We start from the raw sequence: 25,878 nt of genomic DNA, 5'->3' as shown, positions 1-25,878 counted from the left end.
ATGTCTTCGGTCATCGGTGGTCCTTCCGAAATGGGTTGGCGTCAACAACCAAACCCTACCGGAAAGCGCCGATGACCACCCACACCCCCACCAATCGCCGCGCCTCTCCCCGGAAGCGGGGTGGGCGGCGAGTCGCGACCGGAAAGGCCCGCCGTGGTAGGCGGACCGCATCCGAAGGACCGGAACGAAGAGGAGGACCATGAGCGGCACGCGAAGGGTTGCGGGCTGCCGCGGCGGGCCCAGAAGGGAGTGCCGCCCACCCCACGCCACCGGGAAAGGCCAACAGACAAACCGCGCCGCCGCAAGGGCGGCGGCCGTTACAGCCCGAAGGGCTGCCCACGCCAGGCGGCGAAGCCGAATGGCCGAGACCGCCTGAGCTTACCGAAGAAAGCGGGCTCGGTTCACGAGCGCCGGCTGCGAAGCGCGCGGGCGTTCCTGTCAGCAGCATGAATGCCTCAAAGCCTTCTGGCCGAGTCTCATCAACCGCGTTTTCGTCCCCGCTTCCAGAGTTATTCAGAATGAGGGTTGAGTAGATCGGCCGGATCGATTCCGAGCACTCTGGCGAGTTTCGCCACCGTATCAATGCTGGCGGCATAGACCGAGCGCTCAAGTGCGCTAACATATGTTCGGTCAACGCCAGCCTCATGCGCCAGCGCTTCCTGGGACAATTTCTTTTTTTGACGATGCCTACGCAGATTGCGGGCAAAGACCTCTCGGATTTCCATGCACGAGAAGCCACCCTCTTGTCGAGGATTTCACCACGGAGTATTCTCTACAAAGATCAGAGACAACAAAGGGCGAGCGGCTTCACGGCATCATCTCGCGAGGGCAAATCCCCTGAGCCGTGAGCTCAAGGACGGGAATCGTGAAGTTTGGCAGCCAAACAAAGCGCACGCTATCTACAGGTCACGAGCGCGACGCAATTGTGCCAGAAGCTCGCAAGGATCGATACCGAGAGCCTCGGCGACGTCGAGAAACTCAATGACGTCCAGCCGACGTTCACCACCCTCGTACTTGGCCACGAAGGATTGTGGGCGGCCCAACATATCAGCAACCTGGGTCTGGGTGGCCCCTTTGGTTTTGCGCGCCGCAATCAGCCGTTGTAGCAATCGGCGCTGGCGAGCTGATCGAAGTGATTTCGGCATCAGACGAACCGGGCCAAGAAGGAACCGGCTCATGGACTAATCCCAGTTTCGGATTATCCCATTTCAGGATATTGTGCGGTGAAAGATCTGCGCGGCGCGGGATAGGTCTTACGGCGAGAGATGAAATGGTAGACAGATTGCTCAAACCTGCTGTTGCCGACGAGGTCCCATGGGCGGAGAGCCTGACCGCTTACGACGATGAGCACTTCACGACATATTTGAAGCTCTTAGATGCATGCGCCGGCAATGCCAGCGAAGGAGAGATGGCCCAGGCGATATTGGGAATCGATCCGGTGCAAGAGCCAGCGCGCGCCCAAAGGGCGGTTCGCAGCCATCTCTCGCGCGCCCACTGGCTGGTGGTGGCGGGGTACAAGGAGCTGTTCTCTGGCCGCCAAAAGGCCTGATGGTGGCCTTATAGAAGAAGACGCTTATAACCACCATTCATTAGCGAGCGCCCGCGTCTGACTGCACGGCGGACGCTGTCTCGAAGATGGTCACCGGGGTCGGCCCAGTCCTGCTCGACACGGGCTCTGCCGAAGAGAGCAAGGCCGATTTCGCGGTGTGATACGCCAGCGGTGAAGCCGTCGAGGGCATGCAAGACTCGGCGCAACCGCGAGCTACGGGGCTCGGTCGGAAAGAATCCTGATTGCAGCCTGCCGGTCCAACAGAGGCTGTTCAGACATTCCAACGCGTTTAGGCGCTGCTTCAGTTCCTCTGGCGACCAGAGGACCGAGGATGTCAATCGCACAGGTTCGAGGATGCTGACGCCGGAAGCAGCCAGCTGCAAGCTCCTGCCACTGTCCTCGACCAGGAGGTGCTGATGCCCGTCCCGCGTGACGAGCATGGAGATGCGGCAGGAGTGCCGGGCGAGATCAAGCAAGTCGACCCCGCGCGGCGGCGCCGCCGTTTCGGCCACAACGGGCAAAACATGCGGACATTGGCAGGGGCACCAAAAGACGCTCGCATCAGTTCCTTTTGAGCTTGCAAAACAGAAGGCCCCAGCGCGAGAGATCAACAGTATTCGAAGCCAGGCTGATAATGTCCATGGACCGGGCGTTCTTGCGTTCGGCACCGCGTAGCGCGTTCGCCAGATCCTTTTGGAAGTCCGGATTGCGCCTGAGGAATTCCCAGGCCCAGCCTCGGCTGGTGAGCTGGTCGACATAGGCACGATCATCTTGCCTGTCCGGCCAAGCAGGGCCAGGTCTTGATTCGTCCATTGCATCATTTCCAGAAAAGGTCGGATGGCAGGCTCAGGCGATCTTAATGACCGGGGTCCACAGGACCGGGCCTTTGAGCCCGCCATTGCGACGGAGGGAATCCAAGCTCTCTCTCGAGACGTCGAGATATCCGGCAACGGCGCGTGTGTTGCCAATTGTTTGCGGATGGGACAACCGTTCGAGTGGCCAGCCGGCGCGACGCAAAATCCGCTCTATGCGCAGATCGGTTACGGTGACGATGTTGCGCAGACCGCGTGACAAACCAAACTCGACCATTCCGGCAAACAGCTCGTAGGTGCCAATTGCGATGCCCGACTGTTTGGGCGCGGAAGGCGGCAGATCAAGCGCAAAACGGCTGCTTTCCCAAACACGTGGATCTTCCGGCGCTGGACGGTCGGCAAGAAGAGCGAAGAAGCTATCACGCAGCATCGTCGGTCCTGTAGTCGGCAACAGGCGCACGCAGCCGTCGATGCGTCCGGCGGGCGCACGCAGCAATAAGTAATGGGGACGAAGCGCATCGAACGGATCGACCTCAAAGCCGCCGCTGAACGAAACGTCCCAATCAAGTCGATCCCTGAAAACGCGATACCGCAAGCGATGCATCTGCTCGAGCTCGTCGCTGAACTCAGCGTAACAACCCGGCGTGATCAACTGCAACATGATGGCCTTCTCCTCGCATGGATAGCACCTGCGATTGAAGGCAAAGGCCGGAGTTGAAACAACCTGTGTATGTGCCCAGGTTCCGGGAGGTCAGGTGAAGAGAGATGGCCGCGACAGTGCAAGCCGAACAGCTGCCTGAATAGCCGTCTTCACGCCAAGCTTCTTCCTGGCGTTATCCCGATGATAGGCTGCGGTGCTCCGACTGATTCCCAAGATGCGGCCGATTTCCCACGCCGTCTTGCCCCGAGCCGCCCACTTCAGACACTCCATTTCCCTTCGAGATAGGGTAACGCCATCCACGGTCCTGCCGTCGGCCAGCTTGCGACAGGCATGAATATGGAAGAAGATCGCGATGAGTTCGAGCGCGCGGTCATATCGATTAATCAGGCGAAAGAACGGTGGTCGCCTTTCATCGGAGGCGAAGGTCAGTGCTGCAAATTTACCGGTTCTGTCATGGATCGGGATCGTGAAGCCGCAGTGAATGCCAAATTGCGTCGCCTCATCCATCAGTTGTCGCTGCTGCGTCGATAGTTCGAGATCAGCACCGTGCGCATCCCAGTTGAATGGTTCCTGACCACCACGCGCTCGATGAATTACCGGGTCAATCTTTTCATACCGACTGTGAAGGTAGTGAGATGTCCAGGATTGAGGGTAGGTGGAAATCAGGCGCACGTTGCGGCCCTTGCCAGAAGAAGGGAAAAAATAGGCGAAAGACGGCAAATCGAGCGAAGAGGCAATCTCGCCCAGAGCGTTGCGCAGGTCAGTCGCGTCAGCGCTGTCTGCGATCTGCCCTACAAATCTATGAAAAGCGTCTTGCATAGCTAAACTGCAGTGAGTTCTGGCCCCCTCCAGGAGCCAAGACGGGCGGGCCAGCCATTCTGGGTTGAAGGCCCGGCCGGAGACTGAGCTCCGTGCCGGGCCGTGCGCCTTGGGAGGGCGATACGTGCTTCGACGGCGCTATTATCGACGTCGAGACCTCATTCCAGCGCCATCTTTAGCAGGGTGACAGTTGTCCTCTTGGGTTTGCACTTCATTGCGGTCGGGCTGTCTTTTTGCGTCCGGCTTGGGACTGCTCCATGGAGGAGCTCAGCCTCACGGTACATTGGGGTGTGAGAGCGTCACCTCTACATTCTTGCAGCAGCTCACGTGAGCGTCTTCGCACGCGAAGGCGGTACTGTGTCGTTCGCGACTGGCTCGTATTTCGGCATCGGCTGGCACACCCTCCATGCAAGTTGCCTTAAAAAACGGAGCGGATTGTTGCGCCCCTGCTCATGACGCTACACGGCTGCCGCACGTGAATATTCCGGCGATCCGAGTTGAAGGCGTCATCTCACGCCAGATCATATCGCGCCTTCCGCCTGCAGCGCATGATAGGTCGTATCGACTGATTTCGCAGTCGCATCGACGATGATGTCGATCTCTTTTCGGGTAATGATCAAAGGTGGGGCAAAGCCGAGAATATCCCCATGCGGCATGGCGCGGCCTATGACGCCATTTTCAAACAAAGCAGCGGCGACCCGCACGCCGACCTGAAGTTCGGGTTCAAATGGCACCCGGCCCTTCGGATCCACCATCAGCTCCACTGCGGCTAAAATGCCGATGCCGCGAACCTCGCCGACAATGGGATGTCCTTCCAGTTCGGCTTTCATGCGGGCTTGCCAATAGGGTCCGACGTCCCGAACATGTTCCAGGATATTTCTTTCCTTTAGCAATTGGATGTTGGCAAACGCTGCGGCAGCACAAAGCGTGTGACCGGAATATGTCCAGCCATGGCCGAGTGGGCCGTGCTTTTCCGTTCCTTGTTCCAACACCGACCAGACGCGATCGCCGATGATTGACCCGGAGATAGGGAGGTAGGCTGAACTCAAGCCCTTGGCGATGGTCACGAAATCCGGACGCATGCCATAGAGATGGGAACCGAATTTCTCACCGGTTCGCGCGAAGCCGCAGACCACCTCATCGGCGATAAGAAGGATATCGTACTTGTCAAGCACTCCTTGGATCGCGGACCAATATCCCTTAGGGGGCGGAACGATGCCGCCGGTCCCAAGTACCGGCTCTCCGATGAAGGCGGCAACCGTCTCTGGACCCTCAGCAAGAATAAGGGCCTCAAGTTCGCTGGCACAGCGCCTGGCGAACGCTTCCTCATTTTCGCCGTCGCGCGCCTGGCGATAGTAGTGTGGGGCCGTCGTATGGCGCACCAAACTCAAAGGCAGGTCGAAGAAATCGTGGAAAAACGGAAGCCCTGTCAGGCTTCCGGTGACCAGCCCGGACCCGTGATATCCGCGATTGCGCGAGATGATCTTCTTTTTTTCAGGGCGACCGAGGATGTTATTGTAGTACCAGACCAGCTTGATGTTGGTTTCATTGGCGTCCGAGCCGGAAAGGCCAAAATAGACCCTTCGCATGTTCTGACCGAAATATTCGACCACGGCCTCTGCCAAGAGGGCAACCGGCGCCGTGCCTTGACTGGCATAGACATGCGCGAACGGCAGCTCATGCGCCTGCCGGGCGATGGCTTCGGCGATCTCCGTGCATCCATATCCCATGTTGACACAGTAAAGCCCTCCGAAACCGTCAAGGCTCTTTCGGCCGTCGGTATCCCAGATGTACACGCCTTCCGCACCGGCCATGATCCGGTTTGGCGTCTCGCCGCGGCTGTGCTTGGCCAAGTGCGTGGACGGATGGAAGACGAAGCTTCGATCCTTCTCCCGCAGTTGCTCGGTTCCCAGATTACTCAAGCTCATAGTTCCTCTCCTCGCGAGCAGTAGGCAGAAGACACTCACCCAGCCACCTATTAAAAACAAGCATACCCGCAAACACCTCTCGAGTTTCGCGGGACTGCACGTCTTTAGCCGACGAATTCGCGAAAATCGGCTCGAACGCAGTGAAAACCAAGGTTTCTGGAGTTACCTTCTCCTTGAGGCGCATAAGGGGATCTGTGCGGCCGCCGCCGTATTCTGTTCGTCGGCGGCTGTTTGCGAAAGGTACCGCATAAACCCCTGGGATTGGTATTGGGAGATGCGCTGTCCGAAGTCCCCATCCAGGAGCCCAACAGAACCTCCGCGATGTGTTCTTCGTGTCGCCGGGATATGTTCGGGCAATGTCGATGCGCACGCTCGTGGCGGGAGGCCTTGGCTATTCAGGACTGCCACCCTCATCAAGCAGATTCGCAGAGTTGTGAAGGCGTTGGGATCGCTGAGTCGCGCGGCAGGGGAAGCGTGCTCGAGAAGCCCCTCCGCAGTCTGCTCATCGAGCAGCAAAGGTCCCCTCTTCACATCACGATCGACTTACGATCCCAGGGCCTACTCTAATAGTTTCTTCTCTCGCACAGATTGGACGGGCACGCCAATGCTCGACACCGTGTCCACACAGCAGTAGACGCTTCCATCTGTCCCGATTGCAACTGGCTGTCTCCATCTTCAAGCCGTGGTCTTCATCACGGAAGAACTGCTCGATGAGCCAGCGCTGCGTGTACAAGCGACATCGGCCAGTTCGCGGCGGAGCAGGTTGCCGCATGGGTGGTAGGAGCAGCCAATGCAGCGGGTCCGCGCCGGCGGGCTCGGCCGTTTGCGACTTCACCCGCTGCAGCCCACGCCGTCTGGCAGGCCGTCCTCGCGCAGGTTTGCCGGACCATCGCCGGACCGAAGCGGATGTCAGGTCATGCCTTTCATCAAGCCGCCGGCATCTGCGGGTGCAGAGATTTCAAAAGGCCCTTATCTGCACCGGATCGAGATGCAGCTTGTCCCAGAGTACCACGCGCGGCACCGTTTGTGCTCGCCACGCTGTCAGCTGCCATGTCCCGGAAGAACCCCATAGAATCATCATCAGCGGCAGTGCGCAGCGCGCTTCTGGCGTGGTGATAACGCGGCGAAGGACGCCGCGGTCGGTCCAACTCAGCGCGCCGCTCGGAGCGCCGGGGTGGCTATGCCAGTCACCAAGGTAAGTCTCGAGGCGACCCGAACTCTCATAGTGGGCGGCAATCTGCTCAACCTGCCATTGCTGATCCGGCTGGAACCGAAAGCGCTCGTGAAGGGCGCCGGGTCCGGGACCAATCATGGCGGCTACGACGGCGGTATCAGGACTCAACCACCAGCCCATGAACGTGCCGCCGGTCTCTAATGGGAATTTGGTGTCGGCTTCGTCCGCACATTCCTGAATCAGGGTGTTAGGCAGCCAGGCATCGACATCCGGCAACATCAATGCCCGCCCCAGCAGTCCCGATGTATTGGCAGCGGATCGACACGCCAGCTCGGCGGACAGCGCGCTCGTTCATCATCAACAAAGCTGAGTGTCTGCACGACCGAACCCTCGTCCGCCTTGCCCGAGAGGGTATCGATGGCCAGCCTCACCGCCTGCAGCGAGAGTTCCTGCAGATCATACGCGGCACCGGTGAATGTGCGCTCGCTGCACCCGGCCGGCTGGGTCAGGGCCTCGTCACCGGCATCCTGTCCTGGCGGGGGTTCCATCTCGTTCTTGTGCCATGCGTGCAAAAGGCAATTCGGGCAGCCGCTTTCGCGGACGTGCCGGACAACGGTGCCGCCCTCCAGCGTCGGCGTCGCGGACATGCTTATAAGGGGAACGGCTGCGCTTCGGCAGCGGTCATCGAGCAGCGTTGTAACGGCGTGCGAAGCGCTGCCGTCGATAACGAGATCGGCGTCCTTGATGAGCGAGTCGAGTATATCGTCGTCACCCGGATCGCTCAGAGCCTGCGCCGCAATACCTATAAAATGCGAATGGCTACGGACTTCCGTTGCCGGATACTGGCGAGCCAGAAAACCCTGCAAGGCTTCTGTCTTGCACTGACCCCAGGCGGCTGCGCCCAGCGGCCAGCGGATCGTGTTTCCAGGCTCAAGAATGTCATGTTCAACGAGATCGAGGGTGCCGCATCCGTTGCGAGCAAGTTCGATCGCTACCGGTGCGCCGACGGCGCCAACACCGACGACAAGGATCCGCTTTTCTTTGAGGAATGCAACGGCCGGAACACGCCAGCCAATGTCGACCGGCCCGGCGCGAAAAACGGGCAGCGCCGTGATACGCAATGATTTAGGGGCTTTGTTCTTCTTCGGCTCAAAGCCGTGCGCATGACCGAAGACCATGACGAAGCACCAGCCGAGGCCCGTCTCACCAAAGCCGAGCTCGCTCGGATAGACGAGTGCGCGGAGGTCAAACTTCAGACCTGAACCGTACTTTCGTGGCCGGGTACGCTGGAGCCATGAGTAATCTTGGCGGAGCCTTTTTAGCTGTGCATCGAGCTGAGGTTCGGGTAGCATCGTGTCTTTTGATCTTACCCACGGAACCTCAAGCTGATTCTTCGCTTCGGTCAGGTCGGCTGGGAGCGGACCCGCCCATTGGTGAAGCACTTGGCCATCCTCAGCGCGAACCTCTTCGACATAGGCCCTGACCGCCGGAATATGGATTGGACCGTTCTCGGCCTCCACTTTGACCGTTTGATCTTGGATGTAACGCAGCTGCAATGTGCCCTGCGAGGCGTCGCCGACATCCCAGCCGCTGTCGATCAGACAATAAGATCCGGAATTACGGCCAAGGTTGTTCCACCAGTATTCGGCAGGCTCGCCCTGCTGGTCTTCCTCACCGGTACCACGCACGGAGTCGGCGAGCTGTTTTTCGAGCAACGTGCAAAGCGTCCAGCCCGGTGTCCACTGCCGGGTGTCGCGGCCGAGCAGGCAGAGATTGCCCTCGATAGGACTGCGGTGGCGCGTCGGCGGTGGGACAAGGCCGGCGAGCAGAAAGACCTGAGGCCGAAAGTGCGGGTAAGCGTCGGGAAAGACAGCCTGCAACCGGAGGGTCGTCGCCCTATCGAGCGGCCAGTCGAGAGTTAGGGACAATCGCCCGGAAGAGAGGGCCTGCTCGTCAATCTCAGGCGTTATTCCGGCTGCGTACAGCGCGTCGAGTTCGTATTTAAGCCGCCCCGGATATCGCTTCTCCCAGCGGGGAACTGGCTGCGCCGGGGCCGTTATGGATGAATCCGGATCAACCATACTCTCATCCCACCTTGCGCGGCGGGGGCACGGGCGGAACGGGCGGCCCCGGCGGAACACCGTTAGGCGGCCCGGAAGGCACTCCGTGAGGCGGTCCTTTTCCCGGATTATCTGGTGGTCCCTTTCCGGGGTTGTCGGGTCTTCCAGCCATAATTCCCTCCATATCTACATAATTGTGAGCTTGTCGCAGAGCAGCCACTCAAAGGTCTTTGGCAATATGTGCTCTGCTCGCTGCTCTTCGCCCGAAAAATTGAAGCAGAACACTCGATTGAGGGCTCGTTATATCCGCAACGGCCTCTCGGATTTCGCGGAAATGCGCGTATCTGACCGATTAATTCGCGGAATCGGGACTAGTTGCCGACGGAAACGCTTCAGAGTTTATCTCCGCTTGAACGAGGACAACGGAATCGGTGAATTGGCTTTCACTGGCTTCGTCACGACAAGGCTGTAGTATTGGTTGATCCCCAATCCTGCCTGCAGGAGTCCCTCCATGAAATCTTGATACGCAGCCATGGAGGGAGACGAAACGCGCATCAGATAATCGATACGTCCCCCAATTGCCCAGCAGTCCAGGATTTCCGGGACGTTTTGGATGGCAGCCTCGAAGTGTCTTTGATCCTCGAGACGATGGCGGTCCAAAACGACTTCCACCATTATAGAGATTATGCCCCCGATGAGGGCTGGACTGAGTCGCGCGTAGAATCCTTCAATGATGCCTGCGGCTTGCAGCACGCGGAGCCGTTCTGAACAGGCCGACGCTGAAAGGTGAACACGCTTTGCGAGCTCGCTTTTTGAAATCCGACCATCTGACTGGATCTCTGAGAGAATCCGGATATCCCAATCGTCTAGTTGCATAGGGTTTGGTTCCGACTTCATGATTTGTTGCTCTCAAACTGGTCGAAGGGCAGTGGTGCCAGAAATTCTATCATCGATCGACGCGAGGGAGTTTAGTGGACATATCTGTCTTCGGCCCGAAACGGGTCAGTGTGAGGCTAGGAATGTCATCTGACTGAGGGCGATCCAATCAGAATGGATGCAGAATAGTTGGGCATTGCCCCTGATGCGATGACGCACAGAGTGGTGATCGCGTTTCGGCATCGATCTGGGCGTAAATGGATGGCCAGTATCGGCGCTACTTTACCTGGTTTGCACTCTCGGAGTTCCCGAGCATCGATCGCGTGGACGGCGTGGTCGATGCAGTGGTTACATCAGCGCATTTGGCTTGGAGATGAATTGAAGGCCTTTCTTCTTTGGCTCGCCGAGGAGCCTAGGCACCGCAAATTCCGCCCGTGTTGCCGCTACGGCCCAGAGTCCCGCCCGGCCGATTCGCGACATTGAGCCTGGCCGGATCGCCCAGCTGAAGACTCAAACGCCGATGCTGCGGGCGATGCTGTCGGCCGCCATGCGCTTACGCCACTCAAGGGGCCCGGAACTATGAATGGAGTTTCCCTCAACATCGACAGCCATGATAACCGGCATGTCCTGCACGTCGAATTCATAGATGGCTTCCATGCCCAGGTCTTCAAAGGCAACGATCCGTGCCGCCTTGATCGATTTTGAAATCAGGTATGCAGCGCCACCCACCGCGATGAGATAGGGTGTTCTGTGTCTGACAATCGACTCGATGGCCGCGGGTCCCCTTTCCGCCTTACCCAGCATCGCCAAGAGCCCGGTCTCGGCGAGGATCTTTTCAGCAAAAGCGTCCATCCGGCTGGCGGTTGTTGGGCCAGCAGGCCCGACGACCTCATCCCTCACCGCGCGGACTGGTCCGACGTAGTAGATCACGCGTCCCCGCAGATCAACCGGGAGCGGCTTGCCGGCATCGATCAGGTCGACCATTCGCTGGTGGACGGCGTCACGGCCCGTCAACATCTTTCCGGACAAAAGAAGGGTTTCCCCGCAGCGCCACGATGCCGTCTCTTGCTTCGAGAGCGCATTGAGATTGACCCGGCGGACGCTGGTCGTGTGCAAGCCCTCATGACCGATGTGGGGCCATTCGGAAAGGTCGGGCGGTTGGAGCTGCACCGGTCCTGTGCCGTCCAAGGTAAACTTCACGTGCCGGTTGGCGGCGCATTGCGGAATGAGCGCCACAGGCTTGGACGCAACATGGGTTGGATAGGTAGCAACTTTGACGTCAACGACTGTCGTCAGGCCGCCTAGTCCCTGAGCTCCGATGCCCAGCGCATTAATTCGTTCATAAAGCTCAACCCGCAGTGCCTCCTCCGCACTTGACGGCCCCCTGTCAATCAGTTCCGACATATCTATGGGCTCGTTCATAGCCTCCTTCGCCAGCAGCATCGCCTTTTCAGCGCTACCACCGATGCCGACCGAGATCAGGCCGGGCGGGCACCATCCACTGCCAAGAGTCCAAACAGTATCGACCACCCAGTCGGCAACGGATGCGCTGGGGTTCAGGGTGGTGAAACGCGCCCTGTTTTCCGATCCGCCCCCTTTTGCTGCGATGGTGATCTGAATCTGGTTGCCTTGCACAAGGTCGACGTGGACGACTGCCGGTGTGTTGTCCCGCGTGTTCATGCGCCCGGCAAGCGGATCCGAAGCGATCGATGGTCGAAGGGGATTGTCAGGGTCGAGATATGCCTGGCGGACGCCCTCGTTGACGAGGTCCGCGAAACTAGCCGTTGATTTGATCCGGACGCCCATGCCGACCTTCGCGAAGACCACCACGAGGCCGGTATCCTGGCAGATCGGCCGCCGTCCAAAGGCCGCCATGCGGGAGTTCAGCAAGATTTGCCCTATGGCATTCTTAGCCGCCGGACTCTGTTCGCGTGAGTAGGCCTGCGAAAGGTTCAGGATATAGTCGGGCGGATGGTAATACGAGATATACTGCAGGGCGTCGGCGACGCTCCTTGTGATATCCTTACCGGCAATGTTCCGTGTTGTTTTATTCACCGGATGTCATCCCAATGACCAAGCCCGTTGACCAGTTTCAGGCTTTGGAAGCTCCGGAATCCCTGCTCGCCCCCTTCATATCCGTAGCCGCTTTGTTTGACGCCACCGTATGGTGCATCTGCGGAAACCCCTTTCAGGTAATTTACGCTGATCGCGCCTGCCGAAAGACCGCCGATCAGCGCCCGTTTTGCACCGGCGGCGCCGGTGAAGAAGTAGGCAGCCAAGCCATACTCGGTGCCGTTGGCTTCTTCGATCGCCTCCTCGATCGTGTCGAAAGGTGCGACGGCGAGGATCGGCCCGAACGGCTCGTCATGAAGCACTTTCGCATCCTTTGGAACCCCTGTCAGGATGGTTGGTGGCCAGTAAAAACCCGGCTGGTCGAGGCGGGTGCCGCCGGTTTCGATACCGGCGCCGCGATCGACAGCATCCTGGATCAGACGCTGCATGGCCTCGATTCGCCGCGCGTTTGCCATCGGTCCCATCTCCGTGGCCGGATCGTCTGGCGGGCCGATCTTGATCTTGCGAGCGGCTTCCGTCATCAGGGACAGAAATTCCTCGTAGAGATTTCGCGCGACGAGGATCCTGCTGGGCGCATTGCAGCTTTGGCCCGCGCACTCGAACTTGTATTCCGCAATTGCCGGAACGGCCTTTGCGAGATCCGCATCATCGCATACAACGACCGGGGAGTGCCCACCGAGTTCAAGGATGCACCGCTGCAAGTTATTGGCGGCGAGCTTGGCGAGTTGTTTTCCAACCTCAGTAGAGCCGGTGAACGTTAGGACTTTGATGATCGGCGAGTTGAGAAGATGTCGGGATATTTGCACCGGAACGCCGAAGACGAGATTGACCACGCCGTCCGGAATACCCGCTTGTTGCAAGGCTTCGACGAAATGGACAGCCGCGCTTGGTGTCTCTTCAGCCCCCTTGAGGATCACGGGGCAGCCTGCCGCCAAAGCAGGGGCGAGCTTGCGGGCGATGAGAACGGCGGGATAGTTCCAAGGCGTAAAGGCAGCAACGACGCCAATTGGCTCGGGGACGATCATCCGGTTCGGGCCCATCGGAGTAGGGGTCGACAACTCTTCCGCGTGCGTTCCGTTCCACTCCAGCGTTTCGACAGCGCGCGCGTATTCACCTGTCGCTTCGGCAATCGTCTTTCCCTGTTCGGCTGACAGGTCCCTAGCCGCCGCATCAACCTTCGCTGTCAGAATTTTGGCGGCTGCTAGGAGAATCTCGCCACGATGTTTTGCAGGCCGCGAGGACCAGGCCTTGCGGCTGCGCTCTGCCGAAGCGAGGGCCTCATCCAGATCCGGTATCGTCGCCGAGGCCACCGAGGCAAATACCATCTCCGTCGCCGGATTGATTACCGGCACAGTGGCTCCGCTACCACCGGCTCGCCATCTGCCATTGATAAAAAGCTGATAGCTCGTGGCGTTGGACATTCCATGCTCCGCTTGAGTATTTCTGCCAGTGCGAGACCAGCCGATCTCTCCGACCATCGGCTCACTTCTCTGCAGTCTCATCGCGATGGTCACGCCGGGTCAAATATGGAATATCGCCCAAAGCCATCTCGACTCCAGATTGACACCACTCAAGCGGCCACGAAGAGCGATAACACTGGGAAAAACTCGGTTTGGGGTCTGCCTAAACCCGGTCCGGAACCGTGGCCGACCAGTGCCTGCCCTCGATCAAAGTCTTTACGACCTTGGGGATCAGCTTGCGAACCGCAGACACCGCTGGAGAGCGCTCATCTTTCGGGTTGACGGCAAGCACAACGGAACGGGTAATCACCGGATCAACGATCTTAATCGTCCGGACTTGGCCCTGAGACGCCTCTTTCTGAATGGCCGACGGGGCAAGGATAGAATAGGCTTTTCCTTCCATGACCATGTTGATGATCGTAGAAAGGGAGTCGACTTCGAATCTGACGTCCAGCACACGCCCGTGCTGTGCAACGACATCAGCCACCGAACGCCTGACATAGTTGTTGCGCATCGGAACCGCCAGCGGAAACGCATGCAGGTCGGCGAGCGGTATCGAATCTTCGAAAGGCGGTTCACCCCGCGGCACTACCAGGCAAAGTTCTTCCCGTGCCAGCACCGTCATTCGCCCTACACTCTCGGCAGTCCGGTAAAGGACAGCCAGATTGAAGCGGCCAGCCGCCATCCACTCCTCGAGCGGTCCCGTCATGCCCTCGATCATCTTAAGCGAGATTCTCGGCAATTCGCTTCTTACCGATTCAAGCAGGGGACCGCTAAGGACGCGAGCGGCTCCGGACGGAATGCCAATGGTCACCTCTCCGGAAGGAGCAGCCACCGAGTTGGTCAGTTCCGCCTCAGTGAGTTGAACTTCCTTCAGGATGTTCCGCGCGCGCTCAAGCAGCTTGTCTCCGGACGCAGTGACGCTGACACCAGTCCTGTCGCGAACAAGCAGCTGGGTACCAAATCCGTCCTCCAGTTGACGAACATGCAGGCTTAGAGCGCTTTGAGCAACGTTAAGGATCGCAGCTGCCTTCGTGAAGCTGCCTGCTTCGACTACGCCGACAAAGTATCTTAGCTGCCTGATGTCCAAGATGAACAAATCCAACCGGGGCATGATCCCCAGCGCCTGCGTATCTATCTCGAAACAAGATGGCAAGCAAGCAGCAAAGCTCGGCCAAGGGTCAAAACCGGGCGCCTGTCCGGCCCTGGATTAAAAGCAGGTCAATCGCGGAGCGAGAGCCAGGATCTCGTGAGCGCGCCGCACCACTGGCGGATCAACCATCTTACCATTCAACGAGAATGCAGACAGTCCGCGGACGCGGCATCGTTCTCGGCGGCGACGACATCGCGAGCCCACTCGAGTTCCTGTGCGCTTGGCGAGAAAGCCTCATTGAATATGGCCACTTGGGTCGGATGGATCACTAAAGCTCCGGCAAAGCCAAGCCGGCGCGCATGCGCCGCGGCTTCACGAAGTTTGTCAGTGTCCGAAAACTCGCCGATGCTTCCTATGAAGCCCAGGGGGAGCAATCCGGCCGCACGGGCGGCAAAAAGAACAGAAAGGTTCGGCGTCAATAGAAGGTCGAATCCAGGGCGCCGCCGACAGCGGCACTGAAGTCCTCAGGACCAAGCGCCATTGCGACCATCCTTGGATGCGCCGTCGCAATGGCCGCGAGCCTTTGCAAGGCGCCCGGGGTCTCGATCTGGGCAAGGAACCGGATGCGTCCCAGCGAAAGATTTCTTTCTCGTTCAAGTTCCGATACCGCATTCGCGATCTCTGATACCAGCTCTGCCGAATCCGTCTTCGGAAGAACAAGTGCGTCAACACCCGCCATGACGGCTGCATCGAGATCGGCCGCCAAGGCGCGCAAACCACGATTAACGCGGACCAAAACCGACTTGCGCTTCCGGCCCACCTTTGCCACGGATTCAGGAAGCCGCCGCCGTGCCTCATCCTTTTGATCCTGCGGAACGGAGTCCTCGAGGTCGAGTATGACGCCGTCTGCCCCGCGCTCATGGGCGGCCTCCACAAAGCGCGGAACGTGAGCGGGAACGAAGAGCAGGGATCTCCAGCGGAGTACAGACGTCGGCCTTTCAACCACCGGAACGGTGTTCTTGATCATGGGAGTCGCCTCTGCGGTCAATTTTTGTGACGGCGGCGGCACTAAGCTTGTTGGGCGGCCGATGTGCTGAGATGACCCGAAGTGTGCACGCCTTCTATGGATCGCGAGCGCGCCCACCTCATCGACAAGATGCGCGCTCACGCTGACGCGGCTCTTTCGCGCAAACGCCCCAGAACCTCTTCGCGGACAGCCTCTGTCTGGGCACCAAGAGCCGGAACTGGACGCAGCGAGGGGCGCTCGGAGTTGAAGATCGCCGCCGGCGCTATCGTGTCTACAACTCCTTCAGGCGTGCCAACCTTAACCCTCCGAACGTGTGGATGTGTTGACACATCGGCCACTTCATTTAGTCGCCCATACGCCAGACCGGCCGCCTCAAGCTCGTGCATTGCTTCGAGGCAGGATAGTTCGGAAAATCGCCTTTCAATGATCTCATCAAGTTGCGCCCGATTGCCGAGGCGCTCCATGTTGTCTGCAAAACCAGATGCGCGCGTGAGCGCCGGTTGCTTCAGGAATTTCTCGCAGAAATCCACCCATTCGCGGTCATTTTGAACCGAAAAGATCACCTCTTTGCTGTCAGCACAGCGATAGGCGCCATACGGTGCCAGCGATGGGTGTTTCACGCCGGCCCGTGCCGTACGATAGTCACTATAGTCGTGTTGTAGAACCGGAACATTCATCCAGTCGGCGACGGCATCGAACAGTGACACCTGGATGCCTGCCCCTTCGCCGGTGACCTCGCGGTGGTATAGTGCCTGAAGAATGGCGCTGTGCGCTGTCATGCCCGCTGAGATATCGCAGACCGAGACCCCTACGCGCGCGGGCCCTTGTTGGTTGCCGGTGATCGCGCATAGACCTGTTTCCGCCTGGACAATGAGATCATAAGCCTTCAAATGGGAATACGGCCCTTTCTCGCCGAAACCCGAGATGTCGCAGGTGATCAGCCGCGGATATCGTCGACGGAGATCAGCAGACCCAAAACCCAGTTTTTCGATACTGCCCGGCTTCAGATTCTGGATAAACACGTCGGCATTGGCAATGAGCGTGTCGAGGACCTCGCGATCCATCTCCAGCCTCAGGTCCAGACAAACCGACTCCTTGCCCCGATTGAGCCAGACGAAGTAAGCACTCTGGCCGCGCACCAACTCGTCGTAGTTGCGGGCAAAGTCGCCAGCCGGTCGTTCGACCTTGATGACACGTGCTCCGGCGTCAGCAAGACGAGACGATGCATAAGGCGCCGCCACGGCCTGCTCCACGGCTACGACAGTTATCCTCTCAAGAGAGTTCTGCATGGGACACCGTGCTTTTCATCCCAATTTTTTCGTCTTGATCCCGACGACGATTCAGCATCGCCAACAATCGGTTTTGTTCGTTCCCAACAATTGAGAATGCCTCGTCGACACCCATTCCGGGCTTCGCGAGCATCATGTCGGCCTGGGTCGCTACCGAAATGTGGACTGACGCTTGAGCGGAGAGATCCGTCTCAGTACAGCTCCCCCCGACATATGCCCCTACCTTATTCTCTTTGCAGATGAGAACTGCGCGCGCCGTATCGGCAAGTGAGCCCACATCGGGGGTCTTGATTTGAACGAGATGCGTAGCCTTCGCTTCGGCAAAGAGTTGGACATCCTCAACTGTATTGCATCTTTCATCCACGACAATGCGCGCGCTAGAACCCCGGTCATCCAGGATCGATACGATCTGGGCATAATTCTCAATTTGAGCGTGTGTAGAACCAAAGTCCGCCGGCGACTCGATGTTGATGATAAACCCCGGAACAGTGTCTGCAACCCTGCAGATAAAGTCGGCGATGCGTTGCGGCTCCAGGCCGATTTCCTGACCGATCCAGCCATACACATCAAAATGCAGCACCGGATGATACCCGGGGCGGCCGAGTTCGCGCATTCGCGTTACAACCCACTTAACAAACTCCATGAAGGTCTGGCCGCCGACGCCGAATTTCTGCCGTGAGTTGATCAGGCCGTGGGGAAGCACATCCACGGCCTTCAGAATCATCTTGTCAATGTTGGTTTCGCGAGCGTCACCGCTTTGACAGTAAATCGGGACCTTACGTGTTGGCAGCGGTAGATCAAATTCACTGCATATGATCTCCGCCATCGTCGTACGTTGAAGATGGGCTGCTGCGTGTAGGAGCGCCTGGCTGACCCCATACTCAATCGCGAGAGGTAACCGCTTGTGTCCGAAAGGCTCGAAAACCTTGGCGCATGCATCAAGGTAACGAGACGCATCGACATCGAAAAGCCGGGGCACCACAACCCGCGACGTCAAGTCCGACATTTGAGAAGTTGCAAACAGTGGATCACGTCCACCAGCACCAGAGTACTGAACGCCCATCATGTCGCCCCAAACAACAGTGTCGTCGGTAAGGACAAGCCCGATGCTCAGCGAAGATGCCGGAGCGCGCAGCGACGTGAACCCGGGCGTCATTGGTTCGCCGACATAGATGAAGCCGTCCTGGGTCGCGCCGGACCGAATGGCAGCTTGATCATCATAGAAGAATGCGCCGTTGCCAGGCGCAAGTAGGACGTCTTTGATTTGCATTCAGTCACTCGATTCATTCCGGGATCAATTCGATCTACTACTGACACTCGAGGCGCCGCCTGGCCTGCACCTGATTCTTAGATATTCACGGGGCGCGAAAGGAGCGCCACCCCCTCGTCGGCGTCGACATGCGCTCCGGATCGGATAGCGCAGACGATGGACGCGGTAGGCGCGCGGAGATCAATGGACTCAGCGGACAGCGAATTCATCGGATGCAACATGCCTATCAGATCTCCCTGCTTCACGTCGTCCAGCACCGAGCAGCGAGGTTCAAAGATGCCCCGCGCGGGGGATTTCAGCTCGTCAGACAAGAGCGTTTCAAGTGTCTGGCTGGACTTCTGGTGGCGGAAGGTCGGATACTCGGCTTTTCCCTCGGCAAGTCCCAGCGCGATCAGTGCGTTACGTACCCCGGCTTCGTAGATCGTGAGAGCTTCGGAGCCAACTGTTCCGCCGCCGAGTTCAGCGCAAACGAATACCTTGCCATGGCTTTGGACCAAGGTATCGAACATTCCAAGCGTATCGTGGTATTCCCAGACCAATGTCATGGGAAATTTAAATGCTTCTGCCATTCTGACCGTCTTGGCCATCAAATCGACATCAGCAATGGGGTGCGTTACGCTTGCCGGTGGCAAATCCCACGTTGGTCCGAAGCTGTGCAGATCAAATACGGTGTCGGCCATTGGCAACAATAGGCGCGAAACCGCATCGGCGATTCGTTCGGTTACCGACCCCTCGGCGCGGCCCGGAAACGCTCGATTAAGGTTCAGCCCGTCGACCGGCGTGTTGCGGCTCCAAGCCTGCACGGCCAATGGATTGAGGACGGGTAGGACGATGACCCTTCCACAGGTTTGCGCTTCTGGCAGCCACCCAATGAGCCGCCGCGCGACAATTGGCCCTTCCAATTCATTGCCATGGCATCCGCCCGTGACAAGGAGGCGCGGCCCTCCCCCTTTATTCATGCTGAATACCGGGAGCGAAAGCTCTTCGCAGTCGACACCTGCCGGGACAACAAGATGCCCCCTGCTCTCGCCGGGCATATCGAAATCAAACGTAAGATGTGGTGCTTCGCTCATTGTTCAACCTATTGCGAGTATTCAGGCCCGCCGGGTTTACGATAGCTGTTGCGCGTTTGCATTCTCCCGCTCTGGAAGTATGCGCCTGGCGGTGTTCAATTAGCCAATATAATCTCCCGGACGATGCCATCGCGTTTTTAGATGGCCGCCGGCTAGGTTGATGGAACACCGCGGCTCGATGTTCGCAATGAAGTCGGGAGCCAAAAGCCGGCTCCCGCGCCTGCGCCCAGGTCCGCCCGCATGCTTGTCCGCCACACGGGCCAGTCCTCAGTGATCTTGTCGAGCTTGTTCAGACACTGGAGCGTTTCAACACCGACCGAGGGCTAGAAGCATGTTGCCCGCTACCGCGCTTTCCTGGGGGACATTATCAGCAGCCAGATGCGGTGCCAGTCGCTCTAGATGCCGTAACGGGCCGGCGCTCCTCGCATAGGCAGGAAGGGGCTGTCCCTCAGAGCGATGATGTTGAACGCGGTGCGATTGTGTCGACCCTAAGCATCAAGCGAGGGACAATCATGGACTATTATGCAGAATTGATGTGTCGCTGGAACTCGCAGCGTTTGCGTGGTGGATCCATCGCGCGGTGCAGCCGGGTAAATTGGTTCCGCAATACAGCCCGGGCAGCAGCAAGTGCCGAAGCGCTGGCCAATTGCTGCATCTACCTAAGACCCGAGCTTGTGCGAGATAAAGATGAAATGAAGGCGATGCCGATCCCCTCTTTGCAGATCCATGGGCAGGTTCAGGATCTGGGCCGACACGAAGACGTCAAGGGCCGAGCCGGTCTCGTCGGCGATGCTTTGCGAGACTTGAGGGGCCGTTTCCGCGCAATGTGCCGAGCCGCTGGCGCGGGCCAACCGAAGTGCGGACGGGACTTTGCGGATGACGAGGGCCTTGGTCATGCCGCACAGTAGGAACGGCCCATCGGAGCTTAGGCCCATCTCGGCGCTAGATGACCCAGATATGAATACCGCATTTGACGCAAGCCAGGTGATCAATCCGACTGGAATGAAAATACCTAATGGGGGCAGTCTGCGCCTGCACATCTTCCGCGAAGGCGAGTCTGTACGAACCGTCAGACAGGAGGCGACGCTCCGAAATAGCGCAGAGTGTCGGGCGAAGACGAGGATGCAGGTTCGCCAGCGCCAATCTCGGCTTCCGATCTGATGGTTGCGCTGGTGCCGGCCTCATCGACGCTGCCCGCCTTCATTCTATCTGGTCGTCGGGGCCCTCCCCGACAATTTCAACCATCGCGGGTCATGTTCGCCGGCCTGTGCATTATAGTGATAGCATCTGCTCACCGTGTCTGTGGCGCTGGCCTTTGTCGATCCCGGATGATCCTCGGCTTCAGCTTTTTGATTGCATGCGGCGGTGCTCTCAATGATCCTTCCTGGCAAGCCTCGGTTGGCGATATAGTGGAGCGACACGATGTTCCCTCTGCCGTCGCCCTGCTCTCCGTGGTTCAACACTGTCCGGAGTGGGCTTGGGTCGGCGGCATCATCGTTGCCTCGTTCGGGCTTGTGATGGCTCTGGCCGTGACCCTGGCACCGACCTCTTCCATTGCAATGGCGGCAGTTGCGCTCGCCTAGGGCGGCGCGGGTTGGGTCACCGCCTCGCCCGAGGTTGGCGAGTGCGCAGCTGGCGAGCCCGCGATTGATCGTGGGGCAAAAGGCCGGGAAACCCTACCTTCCGGCGGCCCAGAGAATGGTAGCGGAGCAATCTCGATCTATTACGCAATCGATAGATGGCGGCATCGCGGCGGTCCACGTCTGTCAATGCGAGGAGGTCACTGCCCCCCGAGATCCTCGAGCTGCGTCCTCCGCCATCTCGGCTGGCAAGCCGACGGCCGCACAAGCCGCTCGCTCTCGTCCCTGCTGGACAAGGCCCCTCCAAACCCGGACCAGGTCAAGCGGCGCGCGGGGATGGGACCGTGCCAAGGACGACGCTGCGGCGAGCAGATAGCGGCCTTGCTGGCGGTGCTGGCCTTCGCGTCGCTCGCGGCTATTCCTCTCGCAGGCTACCGCGCGCCGGTGCGCCCGCTGCCGCTGGCGATCGCCAGCCAGCTCCTGGAATCGACAGATCAGACCCGGCATTGGGAGCTCTGGTTCGGAATCCCCTCGCATTGGCAATCCCCACGGGAGATTCCCGAATTTTGTACAGTTGCGACTAATGAATCGACCGTCGCGGTGAATGGTACGCAAGGCAGCAATGACTGAGGTCAAAGGTGCGCCGTCATCGTCGGCGGCGGTGTTACCGGGCTGAGCGCCGCTTGGTGGCTGGCACAATCCGGCGTCGACGTACTAAAGCCTGTCGCGATTTAATGGATCCGGATCATCTGGTTTCGAGATGGATGTCACATTGGGTCTGATGATGAGGGGATGCACGGCGCGTTACGCGCCGCGCGCAGCTCGGGCGCGACCAAGCTGTCAAGTTCGAGGTGCTCGCCCTTTACGCGCGTTCGGGCGGCGTCGTAGAACGGCCGGAGGGACGCAACAGCGGCATGCCTCTGGCCTGCGATCTCGACCTCAAATTTTCCGTCCTTGAGCCACTGGGCACTTACGCCGGACGCTGCAGAAAGATAGCCCATCCCTACGCCGCAGCCGATGGTGTGTCCGAAAGCGGCGGAGCGCAGATAACCGACGAGATTGCCGTCGCGCCAGACCGGTTCCGTCCCGAACATTAGAGGCGCCTCCCCGAGAACGGCCAGTTGCACTAGCCGGCGGCGCGGGATCTGTCCGCGCTGGCCGTCGAGAGCGGCGCGACCGATGAAATCCGACTTCTTGTCCCAAGCGACTGTGAAACCGAGCCCTGATTCCAGCGGCGTGTCCTCGTCACCCACGTCAGAGCCCCAGTCGCGGTATCCGGCCTCGATGCGCAATGTATTCAGGGCGACATATCCGGCATGGCGAAGTTTGAGGTCATAGCCGGCGGCCACGATGGCGTCGTAGATGCCAAGAGCTTGTTCAGCCGGAATGTGGAGCTCCCAGCCGAGTTCGCCGACAAAGGTCATCCGGAACGCGAGAGCCATCCCATAGCCGATCTCGATGTCGCGAGCCGTTGCAAACGGGAAAGTGGCATCCGAGAAGTCGGCGGGGCTGACGCGTGACAGCAGGTCGCGCGATCGCGGGCCCATGACCGACAGGGTGACATAGCCCGATGACACGTCAGCAACTGTTACATGCCCGGCCCCCTTCGCGTGGTCCCTGAGCCACGCGAGATCGCGAATGTGCTGTACGGCAGCCGTGACGACTAGGAATTCCTCGTCGCTTGTCCTGCAGATGGTGACGTCGGACTCCATGCCCCCGCGCTCGTTCAACCAAGGGGTATACACGATGCGCCCGATGGGCAAGTCGACATCGTTGGTCGAGAGGCGCTGCAGTAGCGCGAGCGCGTCCCGTCCCTGGACCAGTAGGTGGGCGAACGATGTCTGGTCAAACAAAGCAACGTCCGACCGCGCGGCCATGTGTTCCGCTCCGCTCTGCCTGAACCAGTCATCCTTGCCGAAGGTGGCGTGCGTCGCCTGTTGGGAACCAGGCTCACCAAACCACTGTACTCGCTCCCAACCCGCGCTCTCGCCGAAGTTCGCGCCTGCCTGAGCGAGACGGTCATGGAGCGGCGAAACCCGAACGTTGCGTGCGGTTTTCGGGGATTTGTGAGGCCAGTGGAGATTCCAGAGGTTGCCCACGGCCTCGGCTGTGCGATCGTAGAGATAGCGGCGATTGCGCTGGAAAGGCATGGCGCGTCGTACATCCATTTCCCAGTAGTCGCTTGCAGGGACGCCTGTCGACATCCATTCGGCCATGACTTTGCCTGCACCGCCCGAGGATTCGATGCCACATGAGTTGAACCCTGTTGCGACGTAAAGCCCCACGATCTCGGGCGCCGGACCGAGCAGAAACCGGTTGTCAGGCGTGAAGCTCTCCGGGCCGTTGAAGTTCAACTGAATACCTACATCGGCTAAGGCAGGTATGCGCCTGACCGCAGCTGCCAGATAGGGCTCGATATGGTCGAAATCCTCGGGCAGGGAGTCGAAGCTGAAATCGCGCGGGATGCCGTCCATGCCCCATGGCTTGGCACGCGTTTCGAAGAAGCCGAACAGCAGCTTGCCGGCATCTGGTTTGGCATAAACCGCGGCGTCCATATCGCGGATCGTCGGCAAGTCGGCAGGCAGACCTGGAATGGCTTCAGTCACGACGTAGAAATGTTCCGCCGCATGCAGCGGCACCGTCCAACTGAGATCCGCGGCAATATTGCGGCTCCATAGCCCTGCGCAGACGACGGCCTTTTCGGCGCGAATAAGGCCCTCAGCGATCTCGACCCCGACCAGACGGCCCTTGTCGACCACAATCCGGTTCACGGCTGTGCGTTCGAGGATCTTCGCCCCACCCTGTCTGGCGCCCGCAGCGAACGCCTGTGCGGTGTCGATCGGGTTAGTCATGCCGTCGGAGGCGATCCAGGCGGCACCGAGAACGTCGCTGACCTCGAGCAGCGGGACACGCCGCTTCGCCTCGGCTGCATCGATCATCTCAACGTCCAGGCCAAAAGAACGGCCCATTGACGAGCCCCGCTTGAGTTCTTCCAGGCGGGCCTCCGTCGCGGCGACAGTGATCGAGCCGCTCTGCCGGAATCCAGTCGGCTGCCCGGTCAGTCGCTCCAAGTCGCGGAACAGCTCGGCGGAGTACTGCGCCAGCTTAGCCATGTTTTCGTTGGCTCGGAGCTGGGTAACCAGACCGGCGGCATGCCATGTCGTGCCGCATGTGAGCCGGTCGCGTTCAACAAGCAGGACATCGCGATGCCCGAGCCGCGTGAGGTGGTATGCAATGGAAAGGCCGATGATGCCGCCACCGATGATTGCGTATTCCACGTGGGAAGGAACTTTGCTCAGCATTTTAACAACTCGCGAATTGACGCGCCCGACGTTGCTGTCGGTTCAACGCGGGTGAAAATGGGTAAGCGAGTCGGCGACTGCCAAAAAATGGTCAGGTGCCAGGAGGATCAGGCGAATTTTTCGTGGGGATGCACCATCCCATCGTGAGCCAGTCATCCACACCCCGCCTGCTATTCGAAGTCCAAAGACTAGGCTGAGGCGAAAGTCGGATCTCGTCGAAGGTTGATCCGATCAGGCCGAAAATCTGCGTCTTTGCCGAAGAGCTGAAGGATTCCACCTCGACGGCGCCGAGCAGCCGCTTATTGCCACACAGGTCCAACCGCAGAACGAGCGCGTAGGCACTTCACGAAATGATGGCCGTCGCATTGCCTGGACTTGCCCAATTCTCGCCTTGACGAAGGCATAGCCATTTGCGCATTCCAAGAGGAATTTCTGCATCTTTGGTTTGCTGTGAGGTTTCCGCAGTGGCTTATCGCTTCCCGGCCAAACACTACGACCGTATCGACGCTCGAATTCTCGAACTTGTTCAGAAGAATAACCGATTGACGTCCGAGGCCATCGGGGAACAGATCGGACTCTCGGCAACCGCCTGTCAGCGGCGACTAAAGCGCCTGAGGGAAGAAGGCATTATCGAGGCGGATGTTTCGATCGTGTCCGCTAAGGCAATCGGCAGGCCGATCCAGATGCTGGTGCTAGTTACCCTTGAGCGGGAGCGTGTCGACATTATCGACAAGTTCAAGAGAGACATTAAATCTTCGTCAGAGATCGCAACGGGCTTTTACATCACAGGCGAGGCGGACTTCCTGCTCTACATCACTGCCCGCAGCATGGAAGATTACGAAGCGTACACGCGCCGGTTCTTTTATGAGAATCCCCATATCAAGAATGTCAAGACGCTGGTCGTCGTGGACAGGGTGAAGGCTGGATTTGCCGTGCCGATAGACGATCCGGAGGACAACTGAGGTCTCGAAGGTTTGACATGTCGCAAAATCGGCGGGGCGGGCCGGCGTTGGCACAACTCGGATTCCGCTCGTATTTAGAGGGTCAGGAATTCACCGGACCTAGAATGGCGACCGGACGGGAAGCGGTCATGCACCGTTAGATGCTGCCCTCCCACGGAGGATAAGGGACCGTCGCCTGTCATGGCCTCTCCTCCGTTGGTTCGGTTTACAGAGCTTCTGGATAGGAGGCGGCAATGCCATGACTGTATCGATCAGCACGGGCGCATGCGGCAGCGTTGCCCGTGCTCGTGATCTCGCCGCTAATGCGCTTGCCCCTGAAATGCTCGTCTCGTACCAGCCCAATCAAACGCAACGACTGCCTGGGTCGAAGGGCTGATGCCCCCGATATCTAAATTCCGAGAGATAGGTCCGGGTATGACGCTCTACTGAGTCCACGAGGCCTTCACGATTGATTGGGGTGGTCATCTCAGGTGTCACGATGTAAAATGAACATTGGTGCATGAACCCGCCCGGTTACTTCGGCAGACTTCAGCGATCGTGCCCGAGCAGCCGGCTCGTTCCGTAGGCGCACGGAATCCTCGGGCTGCCACAGATCTTGCGACGGTCATCTGCAGGCCTTGCGGATCGCGCGTTGCGGCTCCCCTCTGCCGAAGCAAGGGCCTTCTGGTAGGACCTGAGGCCGCGGCCACCGAGGTGATTGTTCACGTCACCTGATTCCCGCGAAGGAACGCCACCATGACCAAGACAGAAGGTAAATCGACCAGCGCTGCCGTCAAAGACATTTCGCTTTCGAACCCGGATGGATTGCACGAAGTGCTCCGTGCGGTGATGCAGGAGGTGCTTGAGGCCGAGATGGACGAGGCGCTGGGT

26 protein-coding genes are annotated in these 25,878 nt (G+C 59.1%); 6 read left to right on the top strand and 20 right to left on the bottom strand.

The window, feature by feature from the left end; genetic code table 11:
- Window positions 1–509 precede the first annotated feature (509 nt).
- Both NKJ78_RS30305 and NKJ78_RS30300 read right to left on the bottom strand, forming a co-directional pair.
- The gene (locus NKJ78_RS30305) at window positions 510–725 is read right to left on the bottom strand and encodes a helix-turn-helix domain-containing protein (protein ID WP_023682784.1); all 216 of its coding nucleotides are present in this window, start codon (window positions 723–725) and stop codon (window positions 510–512) included.
- A gap of 174 nt (window positions 726–899) precedes the next feature.
- Complete coding sequence (locus NKJ78_RS30300) at window positions 900–1,178, bottom strand: helix-turn-helix domain-containing protein (RefSeq protein WP_348524474.1); 279 nt, start codon at window positions 1,176–1,178, stop codon at window positions 900–902.
- Window positions 1,179–1,270: 92 nt separating this feature from the next.
- Here NKJ78_RS30300 and NKJ78_RS30295 point away from each other — a divergent pair, with 92 nt between their 5' ends.
- The gene (locus tag NKJ78_RS30295) at window positions 1,271–1,549 is read left to right on the top strand and encodes a DNA -binding domain-containing protein (protein ID WP_352562796.1); all 279 of its coding nucleotides are present in this window, start codon (window positions 1,271–1,273) and stop codon (window positions 1,547–1,549) included.
- An 8-nt stretch (window positions 1,550–1,557) separates the two neighbouring features.
- Here NKJ78_RS30295 and NKJ78_RS30290 read toward each other — a convergent pair whose 3' ends face one another.
- From NKJ78_RS30290 to NKJ78_RS30210, 17 genes are all read right to left on the bottom strand, one after another.
- Window positions 1,558–1,989: a DUF2285 domain-containing protein gene (locus NKJ78_RS30290; protein ID WP_352562799.1), complete on the bottom strand. Its 432-nt coding sequence runs from the start codon at window positions 1,987–1,989 to the stop codon at window positions 1,558–1,560.
- 121 nt (window positions 1,990–2,110) lie between these two features.
- Window positions 2,111–2,362: a transcriptional regulator domain-containing protein gene (locus NKJ78_RS30285; protein WP_352562795.1), complete on the bottom strand. Its 252-nt coding sequence runs from the start codon at window positions 2,360–2,362 to the stop codon at window positions 2,111–2,113.
- 33 nt (window positions 2,363–2,395) lie between these two features.
- Window positions 2,396–3,022: an acyl-homoserine-lactone synthase gene (locus NKJ78_RS30280; RefSeq protein ID WP_352562794.1), complete on the bottom strand. Its 627-nt coding sequence runs from the start codon at window positions 3,020–3,022 to the stop codon at window positions 2,396–2,398.
- 90 nt (window positions 3,023–3,112) lie between these two features.
- Window positions 3,113–3,841, bottom strand: a complete 729-nt coding sequence (locus tag NKJ78_RS30275; protein WP_352562793.1) for a LuxR family transcriptional regulator — start codon at window positions 3,839–3,841, stop codon at window positions 3,113–3,115.
- Window positions 3,842–4,362: 521 nt separating this feature from the next.
- Window positions 4,363–5,769, bottom strand: a complete 1,407-nt coding sequence (locus NKJ78_RS30270; RefSeq protein WP_352562792.1) for an aminotransferase — start codon at window positions 5,767–5,769, stop codon at window positions 4,363–4,365.
- A gap of 958 nt (window positions 5,770–6,727) precedes the next feature.
- Window positions 6,728–7,222 carry a Mov34/MPN/PAD-1 family protein gene (locus NKJ78_RS30265; protein WP_352562791.1) on the bottom strand — a complete coding sequence of 165 codons (495 nt, stop codon included), beginning with the start codon at window positions 7,220–7,222 and terminating at the stop codon, window positions 6,728–6,730.
- Window positions 7,222–9,024 carry a ThiF family adenylyltransferase gene (locus NKJ78_RS30260; protein WP_352562790.1) on the bottom strand — a complete coding sequence of 601 codons (1,803 nt, stop codon included), beginning with the start codon at window positions 9,022–9,024 and terminating at the stop codon, window positions 7,222–7,224. Before NKJ78_RS30260 ends, NKJ78_RS30265 begins: the two co-directional genes overlap by 1 nt.
- Before the next feature lie 378 nt (window positions 9,025–9,402).
- Window positions 9,403–9,900, bottom strand: a complete 498-nt coding sequence (locus NKJ78_RS30255; protein WP_352562789.1) for an Lrp/AsnC family transcriptional regulator — start codon at window positions 9,898–9,900, stop codon at window positions 9,403–9,405.
- A 489-nt stretch (window positions 9,901–10,389) separates the two neighbouring features.
- Window positions 10,390–11,934, bottom strand: a complete 1,545-nt coding sequence (locus tag NKJ78_RS30250) for a fumarate hydratase (protein ID WP_352562788.1) — start codon at window positions 11,932–11,934, stop codon at window positions 10,390–10,392.
- Window positions 11,931–13,373, bottom strand: coding sequence for an NAD-dependent succinate-semialdehyde dehydrogenase (locus tag NKJ78_RS30245; protein ID WP_352562787.1), 1,443 nt, complete (start codon window positions 13,371–13,373; stop codon window positions 11,931–11,933). The genes NKJ78_RS30250 and NKJ78_RS30245 overlap by 4 nt, the downstream gene beginning before the upstream one ends.
- A gap of 202 nt (window positions 13,374–13,575) precedes the next feature.
- Window positions 13,576–14,502 (bottom strand): LysR family transcriptional regulator, encoded by a 927-nt coding sequence (locus NKJ78_RS30240; RefSeq protein WP_352562798.1) that lies wholly within the window; start codon window positions 14,500–14,502, stop codon window positions 13,576–13,578.
- 200 nt (window positions 14,503–14,702) lie between these two features.
- Window positions 14,703–14,984 (bottom strand): aldolase/citrate lyase/malate synthase family protein, encoded by a 282-nt coding sequence (locus NKJ78_RS30235; RefSeq protein ID WP_352562786.1) that lies wholly within the window; start codon window positions 14,982–14,984, stop codon window positions 14,703–14,705.
- On the bottom strand, window positions 14,981–15,532 hold the full coding sequence (locus NKJ78_RS30230; RefSeq protein ID WP_352562785.1) for an HpcH/HpaI aldolase/citrate lyase family protein: 552 nt from the start codon (window positions 15,530–15,532) through the stop codon (window positions 14,981–14,983). The genes NKJ78_RS30235 and NKJ78_RS30230 overlap by 4 nt, the downstream gene beginning before the upstream one ends.
- 137 nt (window positions 15,533–15,669) lie before the next feature.
- Window positions 15,670–16,821, bottom strand: coding sequence for a CaiB/BaiF CoA transferase family protein (locus tag NKJ78_RS30225; protein WP_352562784.1), 1,152 nt, complete (start codon window positions 16,819–16,821; stop codon window positions 15,670–15,672).
- Window positions 16,805–18,091 carry a methylaspartate ammonia-lyase gene (locus NKJ78_RS30220; protein ID WP_352562783.1) on the bottom strand — a complete coding sequence of 429 codons (1,287 nt, stop codon included), beginning with the start codon at window positions 18,089–18,091 and terminating at the stop codon, window positions 16,805–16,807. The genes NKJ78_RS30225 and NKJ78_RS30220 overlap by 17 nt, the downstream gene beginning before the upstream one ends.
- A gap of 77 nt (window positions 18,092–18,168) precedes the next feature.
- Entirely contained in the window at window positions 18,169–19,164 is a 996-nt protein-coding gene (locus NKJ78_RS30215; RefSeq protein WP_352562782.1) for a succinylglutamate desuccinylase/aspartoacylase family protein, read from the bottom strand.
- A gap of 659 nt (window positions 19,165–19,823) precedes the next feature.
- Complete coding sequence (locus NKJ78_RS30210; protein ID WP_352562781.1) at window positions 19,824–20,060, bottom strand: hypothetical protein; 237 nt, start codon at window positions 20,058–20,060, stop codon at window positions 19,824–19,826.
- A 207-nt stretch (window positions 20,061–20,267) separates the two neighbouring features.
- Between NKJ78_RS30210 and NKJ78_RS30205 the strand changes: the two genes are divergently transcribed.
- The 3 genes from NKJ78_RS30205 to NKJ78_RS30195 all read left to right on the top strand — a co-directional run bounded on the left by NKJ78_RS30205 (window position 20,268) and on the right by NKJ78_RS30195 (window position 21,479).
- Window positions 20,268–20,747: an MFS transporter gene (locus NKJ78_RS30205; RefSeq protein WP_352562780.1), complete on the top strand. Its 480-nt coding sequence runs from the start codon at window positions 20,268–20,270 to the stop codon at window positions 20,745–20,747.
- A gap of 378 nt (window positions 20,748–21,125) precedes the next feature.
- On the top strand, window positions 21,126–21,374 hold the full coding sequence (locus NKJ78_RS30200; RefSeq protein ID WP_352562779.1) for a hypothetical protein: 249 nt from the start codon (window positions 21,126–21,128) through the stop codon (window positions 21,372–21,374).
- 18 nt (window positions 21,375–21,392) lie between these two features.
- Window positions 21,393–21,479, top strand: a complete 87-nt coding sequence (locus NKJ78_RS30195; protein WP_352562797.1) for an NAD(P)-binding protein — start codon at window positions 21,393–21,395, stop codon at window positions 21,477–21,479.
- Between the two features lie 32 nt (window positions 21,480–21,511).
- Here NKJ78_RS30195 and NKJ78_RS30190 read toward each other — a convergent pair whose 3' ends face one another.
- Window positions 21,512–24,046 (bottom strand): GcvT family protein, encoded by a 2,535-nt coding sequence (locus NKJ78_RS30190; protein ID WP_352562778.1) that lies wholly within the window; start codon window positions 24,044–24,046, stop codon window positions 21,512–21,514.
- Between the two features lie 464 nt (window positions 24,047–24,510).
- On the opposite strand from NKJ78_RS30190, the gene NKJ78_RS30185 reads away from it, so the two are divergent.
- Both NKJ78_RS30185 and NKJ78_RS30180 read left to right on the top strand, forming a co-directional pair.
- A complete protein-coding gene (locus NKJ78_RS30185) occupies window positions 24,511–25,008 on the top strand; it encodes an Lrp/AsnC family transcriptional regulator (protein ID WP_352562777.1) in 498 nt (165 codons plus the stop codon).
- Between the two features lie 735 nt (window positions 25,009–25,743).
- On the top strand, window positions 25,744–25,878 hold a 135-nt coding region (locus NKJ78_RS30180; RefSeq protein ID WP_502903296.1), incomplete at its 3' end, for a transposase.

It is taken from the genome of Mesorhizobium sp. M0037 (genome assembly GCF_040323635.1).
Taxonomy (GTDB): Bacteria; Pseudomonadota; Alphaproteobacteria; order Rhizobiales; family Rhizobiaceae; genus Mesorhizobium.
This window is presented reverse-complemented; position numbering and strand designations above follow the sequence as displayed.

What these genes read in the sequence shown, in the direction of transcription:
- NKJ78_RS30305 (WP_023682784.1), bottom strand. Translation starts at nt 725, where the DNA reads ATGGAAATCCGAGAGGTCTTTGCCCGCAATCTGCGTAGGCATCGTCAA.
- NKJ78_RS30300 (WP_348524474.1), bottom strand. Translation starts at nt 1,178, where the DNA reads ATGAGCCGGTTCCTTCTTGGCCCGGTTCGTCTGATGCCGAAATCACTT.
- NKJ78_RS30295 (WP_352562796.1), top strand. Translation starts at nt 1,271, where the DNA reads ATGGTAGACAGATTGCTCAAACCTGCTGTTGCCGACGAGGTCCCATGG.
- NKJ78_RS30290 (WP_352562799.1), bottom strand. Translation starts at nt 1,989, where the DNA reads ATGCTCGTCACGCGGGACGGGCATCAGCACCTCCTGGTCGAGGACAGT.
- NKJ78_RS30285 (WP_352562795.1), bottom strand. Translation starts at nt 2,362, where the DNA reads ATGGACGAATCAAGACCTGGCCCTGCTTGGCCGGACAGGCAAGATGAT.
- NKJ78_RS30280 (WP_352562794.1), bottom strand. Translation starts at nt 3,022, where the DNA reads ATGTTGCAGTTGATCACGCCGGGTTGTTACGCTGAGTTCAGCGACGAG.
- NKJ78_RS30275 (WP_352562793.1), bottom strand. Translation starts at nt 3,841, where the DNA reads ATGCAAGACGCTTTTCATAGATTTGTAGGGCAGATCGCAGACAGCGCT.
- NKJ78_RS30270 (WP_352562792.1), bottom strand. Translation starts at nt 5,769, where the DNA reads ATGAGCTTGAGTAATCTGGGAACCGAGCAACTGCGGGAGAAGGATCGA.
- NKJ78_RS30265 (WP_352562791.1), bottom strand. Translation starts at nt 7,222, where the DNA reads ATGTTGCCGGATGTCGATGCCTGGCTGCCTAACACCCTGATTCAGGAA.
- NKJ78_RS30260 (WP_352562790.1), bottom strand. Translation starts at nt 9,024, where the DNA reads ATGGTTGATCCGGATTCATCCATAACGGCCCCGGCGCAGCCAGTTCCC.
- NKJ78_RS30255 (WP_352562789.1), bottom strand. Translation starts at nt 9,900, where the DNA reads ATGAAGTCGGAACCAAACCCTATGCAACTAGACGATTGGGATATCCGG.
- NKJ78_RS30245 (WP_352562787.1), bottom strand. Translation starts at nt 13,373, where the DNA reads ATGTCCAACGCCACGAGCTATCAGCTTTTTATCAATGGCAGATGGCGA.
- NKJ78_RS30230 (WP_352562785.1), bottom strand. Translation starts at nt 15,532, where the DNA reads ATGATCAAGAACACCGTTCCGGTGGTTGAAAGGCCGACGTCTGTACTC.
- NKJ78_RS30225 (WP_352562784.1), bottom strand. Translation starts at nt 16,821, where the DNA reads ATGCAGAACTCTCTTGAGAGGATAACTGTCGTAGCCGTGGAGCAGGCC.
- NKJ78_RS30220 (WP_352562783.1), bottom strand. Translation starts at nt 18,091, where the DNA reads ATGCAAATCAAAGACGTCCTACTTGCGCCTGGCAACGGCGCATTCTTC.
- NKJ78_RS30215 (WP_352562782.1), bottom strand. Translation starts at nt 19,164, where the DNA reads ATGAGCGAAGCACCACATCTTACGTTTGATTTCGATATGCCCGGCGAG.
- NKJ78_RS30210 (WP_352562781.1), bottom strand. Translation starts at nt 20,060, where the DNA reads ATGACCAAGGCCCTCGTCATCCGCAAAGTCCCGTCCGCACTTCGGTTG.
- NKJ78_RS30190 (WP_352562778.1), bottom strand. Translation starts at nt 24,046, where the DNA reads ATGCTGAGCAAAGTTCCTTCCCACGTGGAATACGCAATCATCGGTGGC.